At 66.3% G+C, this 14,104-nt stretch carries 15 protein-coding genes; 4 read left to right on the top strand and 11 right to left on the bottom strand.

Annotated features, from left to right (window positions below; all coding sequences use genetic code 11):
- Positions 1-40 precede the first annotated feature (40 nt).
- Positions 41-1,204, top strand: a complete 1,164-nt coding sequence (gene proB / locus AC07YZ_RS15795; RefSeq protein WP_494795423.1) for a glutamate 5-kinase — start codon at positions 41-43, stop codon at positions 1,202-1,204.
- Between the two features lie 17 nt (positions 1,205-1,221).
- On the opposite strand, the gene AC07YZ_RS15790 is transcribed toward proB, so the two are convergent.
- Together AC07YZ_RS15790 and AC07YZ_RS15785 are read right to left on the bottom strand one after the other, a co-directional pair.
- Complete coding sequence (locus tag AC07YZ_RS15790) at positions 1,222-1,749, bottom strand: CNP1-like family protein (protein WP_494795422.1); 528 nt, start codon at positions 1,747-1,749, stop codon at positions 1,222-1,224.
- On the bottom strand, positions 1,746-2,390 hold the full coding sequence (locus tag AC07YZ_RS15785) for an RNA pyrophosphohydrolase (RefSeq protein ID WP_226491845.1): 645 nt from the start codon (positions 2,388-2,390) through the stop codon (positions 1,746-1,748). Before AC07YZ_RS15785 ends, AC07YZ_RS15790 begins: the two co-directional genes overlap by 4 nt.
- A 187-nt stretch (positions 2,391-2,577) precedes the next feature.
- Here AC07YZ_RS15785 and AC07YZ_RS15780 point away from each other — a divergent pair, with 187 nt between their 5' ends.
- Both AC07YZ_RS15780 and AC07YZ_RS15775 read left to right on the top strand, forming a co-directional pair.
- A complete protein-coding gene (locus AC07YZ_RS15780) occupies positions 2,578-4,323 on the top strand; it encodes a proline--tRNA ligase (protein WP_494795421.1) in 1,746 nt (581 codons plus the stop codon).
- A 19-nt stretch (positions 4,324-4,342) separates the two neighbouring features.
- A complete protein-coding gene (locus tag AC07YZ_RS15775) occupies positions 4,343-5,020 on the top strand; it encodes a lytic transglycosylase domain-containing protein (protein ID WP_413465729.1) in 678 nt (225 codons plus the stop codon).
- A 27-nt stretch (positions 5,021-5,047) separates the two neighbouring features.
- Here AC07YZ_RS15775 and AC07YZ_RS15770 read toward each other — a convergent pair whose 3' ends face one another.
- The 5 genes from AC07YZ_RS15770 to hemA form a co-directional block, all read right to left on the bottom strand.
- A complete protein-coding gene (locus AC07YZ_RS15770; protein ID WP_226491847.1) occupies positions 5,048-6,052 on the bottom strand; it encodes an AAA family ATPase in 1,005 nt (334 codons plus the stop codon).
- Positions 6,053-6,249: 197 nt separating this feature from the next.
- Positions 6,250-6,573, bottom strand: a complete 324-nt coding sequence (gene grxD, locus AC07YZ_RS15765; protein WP_226491848.1) for a Grx4 family monothiol glutaredoxin — start codon at positions 6,571-6,573, stop codon at positions 6,250-6,252.
- Between the two features lie 51 nt (positions 6,574-6,624).
- Positions 6,625-7,458: a peptide chain release factor N(5)-glutamine methyltransferase gene (prmC, locus tag AC07YZ_RS15760; RefSeq protein WP_494795420.1), complete on the bottom strand. Its 834-nt coding sequence runs from the start codon at positions 7,456-7,458 to the stop codon at positions 6,625-6,627.
- Between the two features lie 132 nt (positions 7,459-7,590).
- On the bottom strand, positions 7,591-8,673 hold the full coding sequence (gene prfA / locus AC07YZ_RS15755; protein ID WP_494795419.1) for a peptide chain release factor 1: 1,083 nt from the start codon (positions 8,671-8,673) through the stop codon (positions 7,591-7,593).
- 109 nt (positions 8,674-8,782) lie between these two features.
- Positions 8,783-10,075, bottom strand: a complete 1,293-nt coding sequence (hemA, locus tag AC07YZ_RS15750) for a glutamyl-tRNA reductase (protein WP_226491851.1) — start codon at positions 10,073-10,075, stop codon at positions 8,783-8,785.
- Positions 10,076-10,123: 48 nt separating this feature from the next.
- Here hemA and AC07YZ_RS15745 point away from each other — a divergent pair, with 48 nt between their 5' ends.
- Positions 10,124-10,390, top strand: a complete 267-nt coding sequence (locus AC07YZ_RS15745; protein ID WP_226491852.1) for a hypothetical protein — start codon at positions 10,124-10,126, stop codon at positions 10,388-10,390.
- Positions 10,391-10,413: 23 nt separating this feature from the next.
- Here the strand turns inward: AC07YZ_RS15745 and ugpQ are convergent, their stop codons facing one another.
- From ugpQ to ugpA, 4 genes are all read right to left on the bottom strand, one after another.
- Positions 10,414-11,235, bottom strand: a complete 822-nt coding sequence (ugpQ, locus tag AC07YZ_RS15740) for a glycerophosphodiester phosphodiesterase (RefSeq protein ID WP_494795418.1) — start codon at positions 11,233-11,235, stop codon at positions 10,414-10,416.
- Entirely contained in the window at positions 11,232-12,245 is a 1,014-nt protein-coding gene (ugpC, locus tag AC07YZ_RS15735; protein ID WP_494795417.1) for a sn-glycerol-3-phosphate ABC transporter ATP-binding protein UgpC, read from the bottom strand. Before ugpC ends, ugpQ begins: the two co-directional genes overlap by 4 nt.
- Before the next feature lie 33 nt (positions 12,246-12,278).
- Entirely contained in the window at positions 12,279-13,130 is an 852-nt protein-coding gene (gene ugpE, locus AC07YZ_RS15730; RefSeq protein ID WP_226491855.1) for a sn-glycerol-3-phosphate ABC transporter permease UgpE, read from the bottom strand.
- Positions 13,131-13,192: 62 nt separating this feature from the next.
- Positions 13,193-14,080 carry a sn-glycerol-3-phosphate ABC transporter permease UgpA gene (ugpA, locus tag AC07YZ_RS15725; RefSeq protein ID WP_226491856.1) on the bottom strand — a complete coding sequence of 296 codons (888 nt, stop codon included), beginning with the start codon at positions 14,078-14,080 and terminating at the stop codon, positions 13,193-13,195.
- Positions 14,081-14,104 lie beyond the last annotated feature (24 nt).

The following is a 14,104-nucleotide window of genomic DNA, read 5'->3' as shown; positions in this document are numbered from 1 at the left end:
CGCGCAGGGCAGAAACCCTCTGTACAAGACAAACAATCCCATGGGCGATGTGGTGACGAATCCAAATGGCGTGGTGGACCAGGCCGGCGTGCTGAAGACCGCGCGCCGCATTGTGGTCAAGGTCGGGTCGAGCCTGGTGACCAACGAAGGCCGGGGCCTGGACGAAGAGGCGATTGGGCACTGGTGCGAACAACTCGCCTCGCTGGTCCAGCAGGGGCGCGAGCTGATCATGGTCAGCAGCGGCGCGGTGGCCGAGGGCATGAAACGCCTGGGCTGGACGGTGCGGCCCAAGGAAATCAATGAGCTGCAGGCGGCGGCGGCTGTGGGGCAGATGGGTCTGGTGCAGATGTACGAGACCAAGTTGCGCGGATGTGGCGTGGGCAGTGCGCAGGTGTTGCTCACCCATGCCGACCTGGCCGACCGCGAGCGCTACCTCAATGCCCGCTCGACCCTGCTCACGCTGTTGCAGCTGGGCGTGGTGCCGGTGATCAACGAAAACGATACGGTTGTCAACGACGAAATCAAGTTTGGCGACAACGACACGCTGGGCGCGCTGGTGGCCAATCTGGTGGAAGCCGATGTGCTGGTGATCCTGACCGATCAACGGGGGCTGTACACCGCCGATCCGCGTCGTGATCCGAGCGCGACGTTTGTGCATGTCGCGCGTGCGGGAGATGCCCAGCTCGAAGCCATGGCTGGCGGCGCGGGCTCGGGCATCGGCAAGGGCGGCATGATTACCAAGATTCTGGCGGCCAAACGGGCGGCGGGTTCGGGCGCCTCCACCGTCATTGCCTGGGGGCGTGAGCCTCAGGTCCTGCAGCGCCTGTGCGAGGGTGAAGCCATTGGCACCTGCCTGCTGGCTCAGACACCGAAGAACCAGGCAAGAAAGCGCTGGATGGCCGACCACCTGCAACTGCGGGGGGCCGTCACGGTCGACGCGGGTGCGGCGGGCAAGATCATGGGGGAAGGCAAGAGCCTGCTGCCGATCGGCATGACCGCCGTGGAGGGCGAGTTTTCGCGCGGGGATGTGATCGCTGTGCGTGATCCGGCCGGGGCAGAAATCGCCCGCGGGTTGGCGAACTACGCAAGTTCAGAGGCACGGCTCCTGTGCCGCAAATCCTCCAGCGACTTCGAGCGCCTGCTCGGCTATGTCGCCGAACCGGAAATGATCCACCGCGACAACCTGGTGCTGGCACGCGGTTGAGCGCGCGCCGTTGTATCTCAACGTTCAGGCGCGCTGCCGCGCTTCAAGGTTCGAAGGATGTTGGATGCATCACCGTTGGGGGTGGGGCCGTCGCACACCGCCGCGCGCGCCAGGCTCATCGCGTGACGGGTCGAACCGGAGGATGACAGGGGGCGCCACTCGGCGGCTTCGTCAATGTTCCAGGCCGAACGGTTGTCCCAGCGCGCGTAGGTGATCAACTCGGCCGTCTGGCACCGGATGCCTTCGTACAGGACGTTGAGCGCACCGCTGGCGCTGCGGGCCACCAGCACATACCGCACCACGCCCTGGTTGTCCACGACGAGGGTGGCCGGGTCGATGCCATAGACCAAAGCCGAGCCGGGTGAGGCCTCAAAGGTCTGCAGGCGTTGCACATTGAACGATGGTGGGGTCGCCGTCAGGGCCTGCGGAGCTTCTGCGAACGGCTTTTGTGCCATGGCCGGGCAGGCCAAGGCGGCAAACACCATGCAACAGGCGCGAACGATGCCCAGCGCGCCGCGGCGCGCTGGCTTGGGTAGCGGATTCATTTGTGTGTGACGCCCTGTGGGCGCATGTCGGTCTGTGGGTCGGGGTCGAAGCATGCGCCGGGGGGCAACTCCAGCCCAGCGGGTACGCCGGTACAAGGCATCGACGCAGACATTTCTTCGATCGTGCGGTGGCGCACGCCCCCCCGCAGATAGCGGTTGCGGTTGTCGTTCTTGGGCAGGTAGCGGGCCAGTTCGGTCAGTGCCATTTCGTACACGCCCCGTTTGAACTCCACCACCACGTCCAGCGGCACCCAGTAGTCATGCCAGCGCCAGGCGTCAAACTCGGGATGGCTGGTGGCGCGCAGGTTCAGATGCCAGTCCTGTGCCACCAGGCGCAACAGGTACCAGATCTGCTTCTGGCCTTTGTAATGACCGCGCGCGTCGCGGCGAATGAAACGGTCCGGCACCTCGTAGCGCAACCAGTCCCGTGTCCGGGCAACGATGCACACGTGTTCGGGCTGAAGGCCCACTTCCTCGTGCAGCTCGCGGTACATCGCCTGTTCGGGCGTTTCGCCCCGGTCGATGCCACCTTGCGGAAACTGCCAGGAGTGCGAGCGAATCCGCTTGCCCCAAAACACCTGGTTTCTCTGGTTGAGCAGAATGATGCCGACATTGGGCCTGAAGCCTTCTCTGTCAAGCATAATCAACCCCAATTTTTTGAACTGTCTGGATTATGCATCGCCCTCTGCGGCTTGCGAAGTGATTGCCCACCTGTTGACGCGCAGGGAGGGGTAAATCCCGATGTCGGGGCACAACCTGGCATCGACCGGACGTTCAGCCGATTCCCCTTTTTTGATCCGACCCATCCTGCCTCAGGCAGCCGTTTCCATGAAAGCCTCCCAGTTTTTCATCTCCACCCTCAAGGAAGCCCCGGCCGATGCCGAGGTGGTCAGCCACCAACTCATGACGCGTGCCGGCATGATCAAGAAACTGGGCGCCGGCATCTACAGCTACATGCCCATGGGGTTGCGGGTGATCCAGAAAGTGGAGGCCATCGTGCGCGAGGAGATGAGTCGCGCCGGCGCGGTCGAACTCACCATGCCGGTGGTGCAGCCGGCCGAACTCTGGCAGGAAACCGGGCGCTTCGAGAAAATGGGGCCCGAGTTGCTGCGCATCAAGGACCGGCACGACCGCGACTTCGTGGTGCAGCCCACCAGCGAAGAGGTGGTGACCGACATCGCTCGCCAGGAGTTGCGCAGCTACAAGCAGCTGCCGAAGAATTTTTACCAGATCCAGACCAAGTTCCGCGACGAGCGCCGTCCACGGTTTGGATTGATGCGCGGGCGCGAGTTCATCATGAAAGACGCCTACAGCTTCGACCGCGACGAGGCCGCCGCCAAGGCCAGCTACCAGGTCATGGCCGCCGCTTACCGCCGCATCTTTGACCGTTTCGGCTTGCGCTACCGCGCCGTGGCGGCCGACAGCGGCGCCATCGGTGGCGACCTGAGCGAAGAGTTCCAGGTGATCGCCGCCACCGGGGAGGACGCCATCGTCTACTGCCCGGGCAGCGCCTACGCGGCCAACATGGAAAAGGCCGAAGCACTGGCGCCCGCGGGCCCGCGCCCGGCGGCGGCCAACGCCATGGCCAAGACGCCCACGCCGGGCAAGAGCACCTGCGCCGGCGTGGCCGAACTGCTGGGTGTGCCGCTGGCCACGACCGTGAAGTCGCTCGTGCTGGCCACCGACTCGCTCAACGAGGCGGGCGAGATCGTGAAGAGCCAGGTGTGGCTGCTGCTGCTGCGCGGCGACCACGACATGAACGAGGTCAAGGTGAGCAAGGTGCCCGGGTTGGGCGCCGGTTTCCGCTTTGCCACGGTGTCCGAGATCGACGCCCACTTCGGCTGCAAGCCGGGCTACCTGGGGCCCATCGGCTTGAAGCTGCCGGTGAAGCTGGTGGTGGACCGCGAGGTGGCGGTGATGGCCGACTGGATCTGCGGTGCCAACGAGCCCGATTTCCACATGACGGGCGTGAACTGGGGGCGTGACCTGCCCGAGCCCGATCAGGTGGCCGACCTGCGCAATGTGGTTGAAGGCGATGCCTCGCCCGACGGACAGGGTGCGTTGGCGATTGAACGTGGCATCGAGGTGGGCCATGTGTTCTACCTTGGCAGCAAATACAGCCAGGCCATGAACGCCACCTTCCTTGGCGAAGACGGCAAACCCGCGCATTTCGAAATGGGCTGCTACGGCATCGGCATCACGCGACTGCCGGCCGCCGCCATTGAACAGAACCACGACGAGCGCGGCATCATCTGGCCCGACGCGATTGCGCCGTTCACGGTGGTGATCTGCCCCATCGGCATGGACCGCAGTCCCGAGGTGAAGGCCGCCGCCGAACAGCTGCACGAACAACTGGTGGCCGCCGGCGTGGACGTGCTGCTGGATGATCGCGGCGAGCGTCCGGGCGCTATGTTTGCCGACTGGGAACTCATTGGTGTGCCACACCGCGTGACGATTGGCGACCGTGGCATCAAGGAAGGCCAGGTCGAGTACCAGCACCGCCGCGATGCCGCGGCGACCAAGGTGGCCGTGGCCGAGATTCTGGGGTTCCTGAAGGGCCGGATCGGCGCATGACCGTGGGGAGATGCGTCCGGTGAACAGGTTCGACCACGGTACCTTGCGACGCCGCGACTGGTTGACCAGCGCCGGCGCGCTGGGGCTGGGCAGCCTGGGTCTGGTGGTGGCACCGGGCAGTGCATGGGCCGGTCGCCAGGCGGAAGAGCCTCTGGCCGACTCCGTGCGTTCGGTGCTCAGTGCCGCCATCGCCAGCAGTGCGCCGCCGGTGCCCGAGTTTGCCGACACCGAAAAGCGCCTGGCCCACCTGCGCTGGCTTGGTGTCATGAGCGAGCGCTTGAAGAAGCGCAAACCGGACTTCCAGACCCGCATCGAATTCCTGCAGACCGTCTGGTACGAAACGCGCCGCGCCGGGCTGGACACCACCCTGGTGCTCGGCCTGATCCAGGTCGAGAGCGCGTTCCGCAAATTCGCCATTTCCCGTGTGGGCGCGCGGGGCTACATGCAGATCATGCCGTTCTGGGCGCGGCTGATCGGCGATGGGGATGCCTCACGCCTGTTCAATATGCAGACCAATCTGCGTTTTGGCTGTGTGATCCTGCGTCACTACCTGGACCGCGAACGCGGGGACACCTATATGGCGCTGGGGCGCTACAACGGCAGCCGGGGGCGGCCCGAATACCCCAATGCGGTGTACGCTGCGGCCCGCAACTGGATCCTCCCGGAGCTTGCGCCAGGCCCGCTCCCGAAAGTGTGAAAAACCGTTCGCACTGCGCAAACGGGTCTACTGCAGAAACCCGATGCGCGCCTTTCCAGCACCCGCTCTGGGGAGGTCGTCCGCCTCAACGCGGTAGCGGTCGTCCAGCCGGGCATTGCCGAACGCCGTGACGAGGGCCCGGCGCATTTCGCGCGGGGCCAGGGTCGCCAGCGCGTCCAGCACATCGTCGGCGGGTTCGGGCTCGAAGCGCTGGCCCCAGTCGTGTTCGCCACGGATCGACTGGTACAGGTGGTGAGCGATCCGGCGGGCCGCCTCGGGTGAGGGCGCCGCAATCTCGAACACGTTCATGCGGTTGAGGATGGGCTCGGGAATCGCGCGCTCGTCGTTGGCGGTGGTGATCCAGATCACCTGGCTGGCGTCGATCGGCACGTCGGCGAACTCGTCCACGAAGTTCTGCGCGGTGTCGTGCTCCAGCAGGCTGTAGAGCGCGCCCAGCGGGTCGTACTGCGCGTCGGCGCTGGCCTTGTCGATCTCGTCGACCACGATCACCGGGTTGGCGTACTGGCCGTCCACCAGCGCCTCGAACACCTTGCCGGGCTTGGCGCCCTTCCATTGCGACGAGGAGCCCGAGAGCAGCCAGCCGGCCGTCATCGAGCTCATCGGGACCAGGCTCATGCTCGTGCCCAGCAGGTCGGCGATCTGTTTGGCGAAATGGGTTTTGCCCACGCCGGGCGGGCCGAGCAGCAGGATGGGGGTGACTTCCAGGCTGTCGCGGCTGTCCTGGCTGAGCGCGACGTGGCGCTTCACGTCGTCGAGCACCTCACCAAAATTGGGCAGCAGGTCGTACAGCGGAGCCATGTCGGGCACGCCCGAGGGTTTGACGGCGAAGCGCTGCGGGCCGCGCTCGAGCATGCGCTGGTAGGTGTTGCGCAAGGTTTCGTACTCGCGTTCGTTGCCGCTGGCCTGCAGGTGGGCCAGCTTGCGCTCGACCTCGTCGGCGCTGAACACGCTGCGCATCCGGGCGATGGGCAGTCCGAGGGAGGGTGAAGCGACCAGGCTGCGTGAGCTCATGCGGTTCTCCTTGTGGGGGTTCGGCGGCGTTTTCATTCAAGCACAAGACGTGCCCGACCTCAATGCCGAAAAGCCCGGCAAAAAGCCCACAGTTGCTTGCAACGGCTGGGGGTGTGCGAAAAGACGCACCGGCACGGGGCCATGTGCCGGAAAAGACAAGCCGCCCGCAGGCGGCTCGGATTGGGCCGAGGGAGGCTTCAGGCCTGGCCGTTGATGGTCTGCTGCAGCTCACCCGACTCGTACATCTCCATCATGATGTCGGAGCCGCCGATGAACTCACCCTTGACGTACAGCTGCGGGATGGTGGGCCAGTTGCTGTATTCCTTGATGCCCTGGCGGATCTCGTCGTCGTCGAGCACATTGACGGTTTTCACCGTTTTGGGGTCGACACCGCAGGCCTTGAGGATCTGGATCGCGCGGCCTGAGAAGCCGCACATGGGGAAGCTCGCGTTGCCCTTCATGAACAGCACGATGTCGTTGGACTTGACCAGTTGGTCGATACGGGTCTGGGCGTCGCTCATGGCAAATACTCCTGATCGGGACGGGTCGTTGCGACCCGGAAACAGCGCCAATTATCGCTGCTGTGGCCAGCGGGCGCCGCTGCAGCGCTCAATGCCCGCAAGGTCGGTGCGACTGACCGCGGCCTCAAAGCCCTGCTGATCGAGCAGGCCGCGCACGGCTTGCGCCTGGTCGTGGCCGTGTTCCAGCAGCAGCCAGCCCCCCGGGCGCAGGGCGTGGTGGGCGTGCGCGATGATGGTGCGCATGTCGTCGAGTCCGTCGGCACCGGCGGTCAGGGCGCTGAGGGGTTCGTGCCGCAGCGCGGGCAGGTGCGGGTCGCCCTCGGCGATGTAGGGCGGGTTGCTCGTGATCACGTCGAAGCGTTGCCCAGGCACCGCTGCCAGCCACGAGCCCTGGTGAAAGTCCACCGCCAGCCCCAGGCGTTCGGCGTTGGCGCGGGCCACGGCCAGGGCGTCGGCGCTGGCGTCGGTGGCGGTCACGGCCACGTCGGGCCGCTGGGCTTTCACCGCCAGCGCGATGGCGCCGCTGCCGGTGCCGAGATCCAGAAAGCGGGCCTGGACGGGCGGTGGCGCCAACGCGTCCAGCGCCCACTGCACCAGGGTTTCGGTGTCGGGCCTGGGGACGAGCACGCGCGGGTCCACCCGCAGATGGAGACCGAAAAACGCCTTGATACCCGCCAGGTAGGCCACCGGTTCGCCGGCCAGGCGCCGGTGCACCAGGTCGGCGTATCGCGTGGCGGCTTCGGCGGGCAGGGGGTCGGTGTCGTGCGCCAGCAGCCAGGCGCGGTGATTCAGGTCACGGCCCAGCGCCAACAGCAGCAGCATCTGGGCGTCCAGCCGGTCCAGGCCGGCGGCCGCAGCCTGTCGAAGGGCGTCGGTCAACGTCATTTCAATCGTCGCCGAAGAGCGCCCATGGTGCTGGAATGAGGAAGCGCCCTCCAGGGCACCCGTGGAACCGGCTTCGCCGGGCCACAGGGTGCGTCCTCCCTGTGGGGGGAAGACGCGAAGCGGCGCAGGGGGTCATGCCTTCCCTTCCAGCTCGGCCAGCAGCTCGGTGCCGCGCGCGACCTGCAGGGCATGGATCACGTCGCCCAGGTCGCCCTCCATCACCTGCAGCAGTTTGTAGAGCGTAAGGTTGATGCGGTGGTCGGTGAGGCGACCCTGCGGGAAGTTGTAGGTGCGGATGCGGTCGCTGCGGTCGCCCGTGCCCACCAGGCCTTTGCGCGTGGCGGCTTCCTTGGCGGCGCGTTCGCTGCGGTCCTTTTCCTGCAGCCGCGCGGTCAGCACCTGCAGGGCCTTGGCCTTGTTGCTGTGCTGGCTGCGGCCGTCCTGGCATTCGGCGGTGATGCCGGTGGGCAGGTGGGTGACGCGCACGGCCGAGTCGGTCTTGTTGATGTGCTGTCCGCCCGCACCGCTGGCGCGGTAGGTGTCGATGCGCAGCTCGCTGGGGTTGAGCTTGACGGCCTCGGTCTCGTCGGGTTCGGGCATCACGGCCACGGTGGCAGCGCTGGTGTGGATGCGTCCCTGCGTTTCGGTGACCGGCACGCGTTGCACGCGGTGGCCACCCGACTCGAAGCGCAGCTGCCCGTAGACACCGTGGCCGGCGATACGCAGCACCACTTCCTTGTAGCCCCCCAGTTCGCTGGGCGACTCGCTCACGATCTCGGTTTTCCAGCCCTGGGTATCGGCGTAGCGGGTGTACAGGCGCGCCAGATCGCCCGCGAACAGGGCCGACTCGTCGCCACCGGTGCCAGCGCGGATTTCGACAAAGGCGTTGCGTTCGTCGTCCGGGTCTTTGGGCACCAGCAACTGCTGCAGCTCGGCGTTGAGTTGTTCCAGTTCGATCTTGGCACCGGCGATTTCTTCCTGGGCCATCTCGGCCATCTCGGGGTCGCGCAGCAGATCCTCGGCCGAGGCGCGATCGGCCTCACGCTGCAGGTAGTGGTTGAACACCGCCACGATGGCGCCCACCTCGGCGTGTTCACGGCTCAGGGCGCGAAAGCGCTCCATGTTGTCCACCACGTCGGGCGCGGCCAGCAGCGCGTCGAGCTCGTGCAGTCGGGCGCGCTGTCGCATCAGGGTGTCGCGGACAAAAGGTTTCATGCGTGGAGGAGAGCAGGGGGAACGGAGCGGGCTGCCGGCGCGGACAGCGGAAAGGGTGGGGGCCGGCGGCTGGCAGGGGCGCGCGACCGCGGCGGGCGGGCCAGCGGCCCTAGGAATCCCGGGTGGGTTTCGGCGCTTCCTCGCGCAGGAACAGGCGCGAGACGGTCTGCGCGGTGGCTGCGCGCGTGTGGGCGTCGCCCGATCGCAACTCGGCCAGGGTGCCGTGCAGCATCTTTTGCGTCAGGCCACGTGAGAGGGCTTCGAGCACGGCTTCCACCGGTTCTCCCCGGGCCAGAAGCTTGCGCGCGCGCGCCATCTCGGCGCTGCGCCATTGATCGGCCTGGGCGTGGATCTGCTGGATCAGGGGCACCATGCCGCCAGCGGGGTCACGCTGCTCCATCCAGTGCATGAAACTCAACACACCCGCGTCGATGATGGCCTCGGCCTGGGCCACGGCCGCCTGGCGGTTGTCCTTGCCGGTCTGCACCACGGCGGCGAGATCGTCCACCGTGTAGAGGTAGACGTCGTCCAGGGCCTTGACTTCGATCTCGATGTCGCGCGGCACGGCCAGATCGACCATGAACATGGGGCGGTGTTTGCGCTTTTTGAGCGCCCGCTCGACCGCGCCCAGACCGATGATGGGCAGGGTGCTGGCGGTGCAACTGATGACGGCATCGAACTCGTGCAGGCGCTCGGGCACCTCGGCCAGGCGCATCACCTCGGCACCGAAGCGGCTCGCGAGTTTTTCGCCGCGCTCCAGCGTGCGGTTGGCGATGGACATGCTGCGCGGGGTCTTGGCGGCGAAGTGGGTGGCCGCCAGTTCGATCATTTCCCCGGCGCCGACGAACAGCACGCGGATGTCCTTGATGTCCTCGAACAGCTGGGAGGCCAGCCGCACGGCGGCGGCGGTCATGCTGATGGAGTGCGCACCGATCTCGGTGGAGGTTCGCACCTGCTTGGCGACCGCGAACGAGCGCTGGAACAGCTGGTGCAGCGTGGTGCCCAGGGCGCCGGCGTCGTTGGCGGCGCGCACCGCGTCTTTCATCTGACCCAGGATCTGGGGCTCGCCCAGCACCATGCTGTCGAGCCCACTGGCCACGCGAAACGCGTGGCGCGCCGCCTGGTCTTCACGCAGCACGTAGGCGTGGTCGCGCAGCACCTCGGTGCTCACGCCGCCGGTGTGAGCCAGCCACTCCAGGGTGGGTTCCACCGCGGCCTGATCGCCCGCGCCGTACAGCTCGGTGCGGTTGCAGGTGGAGAGCAGGGTGGCTTCGGGTTGGCGCGCCAGGCTCTGGCGGTAGCCGTGCAGCGCGGGCTGGATCTGGTCGAGGGCGAACGCAAAGCGGCCCCGCAAATCGAGCGGAGCCGTGTGGTGGTTGATGCCGAGCGTCCAGACAGACATGGTCCGATTATAAAATTGATCCCTTATTGACGGCCCATCGGACATTTCATGACATTTCTCGCTCTGCTGGGGCACATTGCCGGCCTGCTGGCGCCGGCCTTTGCCGTGGCCGTGATGCTCTGGATCTTGATGCTCAGGCGAGGTGCGCGCACTTCGGGCTGGGGTGCCCGGGCGGGTCTGTGGGCGCTGATGGGGGTGGGTGCGCTGGTGCTGCTGGCCGGGCTGTTGTACTTTGGCCGCGACGGCAAGATGGCCACCTACACCGCGCTGGTGCTGGCGCAAGGCTCCATGGCCTGGTGGCTGCGCCGCCGCTGAGCCTGTGGCGGCGGTCCGGGGGCTCAGGCCGCGGGTGAAAACAGATCGACCCGGTCGGTGATGATGCCGTCGATCCCCAGCGCCAGCAGTCGCTGAACCGAAGCTTCGTCGTTGACCGTGTAGGCCAGGGTGCGCAGGCCCTCGCGGCGCGCCTGGGCCACGCTGGTGGCGTCCCACAGATCCTGGTCGCAGACGATGGCTTCGCAGCGCAGTGCGAGCGCGGCCTCCAGCCACCCGCTCCACAGCGTTTCCAGCAACAGACCCCGTGGCAACTCGGGTGCGGCCTCCAGGGCCGCCTTGAGCGATTCGGGCTGGAACGAGGTGAGCAGCGGTGGCACCGCGCCAGGCGCGGGCGCAGCGGTGGCGCCATCGCCCACAGGCCGGCCCCAGAGCCGCGCCGCAGCCTGGGCCACGGCGCGGCCGGTGTCGAACTCCAGGCCGGTGGTGGGCTTGATCTCGATGTTCAGCAAGGCGTGGTTGGCCTGGCAAAAGCGCGCCACCGCTTCGAGCGTTGCCAGTGGCTCGCCCGCGAACTGGCGCGAATGCCAGCTGCCGGCGTCGAGCTGGCTGAGGGCGGCCCAGGGCAACTCGCCGCCGATGCCGTGACCGTTGGTGGTGCGGTCCAGCGTGTCGTCGTGCAGCAGGAACACCACGCCGTCGGCGCTGAGCTTGGCATCGCATTCGAACATGCGGTAGCCGTGGGAGGCACCGAGGCGAAAGGCGGCGAGCGTGTTTTCGGGGGCGTGTTTGCCCGCGCCACGGTGGGCGATCCAGCGCGGGTAGGGCCAGGGCGACCGGGCCGTGGGGCGGCTCGCGTCGGGGGGCGGTGTGTGGGGTGTCGTCATGCCCCGGATTGTCGCTGGCCGGTCTGTGCGTCGAACCAGTGCATGCGGTCTTCGCGCGGCCGGGCGTGGATGGTGCTGCCGATGGCCGGCGCACCCTGGTCTTCGTGGGTGCGGATGATGAGCATTTCGTCGCCCAGGCGCGCGTGCACCAGGCGTTCGGCCCCCAGCAGCTCCACCGTTTCCACCTGGAGCGCCCAACCGTTGTCGCCGATGTCGATGTGTTCGGGGCGGATGCCCAGCAGGCTGCCGGGTCGCCCGCCCGGCGCGTGCTGAAGCAGGTTCATGGGCGGGGACCCGATGAAACTGGCCACGAAGGTGGTGGCCGGGCGTGTGTAGACCTCTTCGGGGGTCCCGAACTGTTCCATCTTGCCGGCGTTCATCACGATCATGCGCTGCGCCAGCGTCATGGCCTCCACCTGGTCGTGTGTGACGAACAGCGAGGTGATGCCGAGTTCCCGGTGCAGTTTCTGGATCTCCAGCCGGGTCTGGGCGCGCAGCTTGGCGTCCAGGTTGGACAGCGGTTCGTCGAACAGGAACACCTGAGGCTGGCGCACGATGGCACGGCCCATGGCCACGCGCTGGCGCTGCCCACCCGAGAGCTCGCGCGGCTTGCGCGTCAGCAGATGGCCCAGCTCCAGGATGCCGGCGGCCTTGTCCACGCGCTGCTTGATCTCGGCGATCGGCACCTTCTTGATCTTCAGGCCATAGGCCATGTTGTCGAACACCGTCATGTGCGGGTAGAGCGCGTAGTTCTGGAACACCATGGCGATGTCGCGCTCGGCCGGCTCTAGCGTGTTGACCACGCGCTCGCCAATGCGGATGTCGCCGCCGCTGATCTCTTCCAGACCGGCCACCATGCGCAGCAGCGTGGATTTGCCGCAGCCCGAAGGGCCGACGATGACGATGAACTCGCGGTCCGCGATCTCGGCGTTCACGCCGTGAATCACTTGCAACTCGGTCTTGCCGGTGCGGTAGCGTTTGACCACGTCGCGCAGGGAAATGGATGCCATGGGAATCTCTGTTGTTGTTCGTTGAAGCGGGGCTTATTTCTCGGTGTCCACCAGGCCCTTGACGAACCAGCGCTGCATAAGCATGACGACCAGCGCGGGCGGGATCATGGCCAGCACGGCGGTGGCCATGACGATGTTCCAGTCGGTGGCCGCGTCGCCGCCGCTGATCATGCGTTTGATGCCGATCACCACCGGGTACATGCTCTCTTCGGTCGTCACCAACAGCGGCCAGAGGTACTGGTTCCAGCCGTAGATGAACTGGATCACGAACAACGCGGCGATCGAGGTGGTGGACAGCGGCAGCAGCACGTCCTTGAAGAAGCGCATCGGGCCCGCGCCGTCCATGCGCGCGGCCTCCACCAGCTCGTCGGGCACGGTCAGGAAGAACTGGCGGAACAGGAAGGTGGCGGTGGCCGAGGCGATCAGCGGCACGGTGAGGCCGGCGTAGGTGTTGAGCATGCCGAGGCTGGCCACCACCGCGTAGGTCGGCCCGATGCGCACCTCCACCGGCAGCATCAGGGTAACGAAGATCGCCCAGAAGAACAGCATGCGGAACGGGAAGCGGAAATACACGATGGCAAAGGCCGACAGCAGCGAGATGGCGATCTTGCCGATGGCGATGACCAGCGCGGTGATCAGGCTGACCATCATCATCCGGCCCACCGGGGCGTTCGACGCCGCACCCATGCCGGTGCCTTTCAGCGCCGCTGTGTAGTTCTCGATCAGATGGCTTCCTGGCCACATCGACATCGGTGCCTGCAGGATTTCGGAGGCGGTCTGCGTGGAAGCGACAAAGGTCACGTACAGGGGGAAGGCGACCAAGAACACGCCCAGGATCAGGACCGTGTGCGAGAGCACGCGCAGCAGGGGATTGCGTTCGACCATTCAGTGGCCTCTGTTCGGCTGACAGCGCATGCGCCGGGGTCGGGACGTGTGACACCACATCATCAGTACTGCACTTTCTTCTCGACGAAACGGAACTGGATGATCGTCAAGACGATGACGATCACCATCAGCACCACGGACTGGGCGGCCGAGCCACCGAGGTCGAGGGCCTTGAAGCCGTCGTAGTAGACCTTGTAGACCAGGATGGCGGTGTCCCGCCCTGGCCCGCCCTCGGTGGCCGCGTCCACGATGGCGAAGGTGTCGAAGAAGGCGTAGACCACGTTGATCACGAACAGGAAGAAGGTGGTGGGCGACAGCAATGGGAACTGGATGGTCCAGAAGCGGCGCCACGGCCGCGCGCCATCGATGGCCGCTGCTTCAATCAGCGACTTGGGAATGCTTTGCAGACCGGCCAGGAAGAAGAGAAAGTTGTAGGAAATCTGTTTCCAGACCGCGGCGATCACGATCAAAGCCATGGCGTGGTCGCTGTCGAGCAGGTGATTCCACTCGAAGCCCAGGCCGCGCAACGCGTGGGAGACGATGCCGATGGACGGCGCGAACATGAACAACCACAGCACACCGGCCACGGCGGGTGCCACGGCGTAGGGCCAGATCAGCAGCGTGCGGTAGATCAGCGTGGCCTTGACCACCCGGTCGGCGAACACCGCGAGCAGCAGCGAGATACCGATGCCCAGACTGGCGACCAGCACCGAGAAGACGGCGGTGATCTTGAACGAAGCCAGGTAGGTGGGGTCGTCCAGCAGGTTGGCGAAATTCTGCAGACCCACCCACTCGGTGGACAGACCGAACGCGTCGGATTGCTGAAACGATTGCAGCAGCGCCTGGGCGGCCGGCCAGAAAAAGAAGACGGCGATCACCGCCACCTGGGGAGCCAACAGGACCCAGGGCAGCCAGGTCGAGCGGAAGACGACGCGTTTTTCAGAAGCCACGGTTTTTCATCAAAAATCCCCCGC

The organism is Hydrogenophaga sp. GW101-3F08 (assembly GCF_059424585.1).
The sequence above is the reverse complement of the archived record's forward strand: the minus strand, read 5'-3'. Positions and strand labels throughout refer to the sequence as shown.